The sequence below is a fragment of the Moraxella sp. VT-16-12 genome, from assembly GCF_002224245.2.
GTDB lineage: Bacteria > Pseudomonadota > Gammaproteobacteria > Pseudomonadales > Moraxellaceae > Moraxella.
In genome coordinates this window covers 1-354 of the sequence record NZ_NKHK02000056.1, presented here as the reverse complement: position 1 = coordinate 354, position 354 = coordinate 1, and the positions used below count along the sequence as shown (strand labels likewise).

Annotated in this window: 1 pseudogene; it reads left to right on the top strand. The window is 31.4% G+C overall.

The features are described 5' to 3' along the window. Nucleotides 1-187 precede the first annotated feature (187 nt). Nucleotides 188-354, top strand: a pseudogene (locus tag CEW93_RS11120) (replication initiation protein); the annotation flags it as partial.

The window sequence follows — 354 nt, the reverse complement described above, 5'->3', positions numbered from 1 at the left end:
ATAAAAAAGAAGTCGTCCACCCCAAACCGACCAAAGTTTACGTGAACGACTAGCCAAAATATAAAACAGTCGATGTTTTTATGTTTTTGTATATTTTGATATTAAACGATATTTGATTATACTTCAACATTTACATTTGACGTTTGGGTGGACGACTTCTTAAAACAAATTAAGGAGTCGATTTTTTATGAGTAAGAAAAATCATTCAAATCACTTACAAAATAAGGATTTAGATAATTTTTCTAAAACCGGCTACTCTAATAGCCGGTTAAACCGACATACTATGTACACCCCCGAACCAAAATTAAGTTTTGACGCTATGACTATTGTTGGAAATCTTAATAAAAACAATGC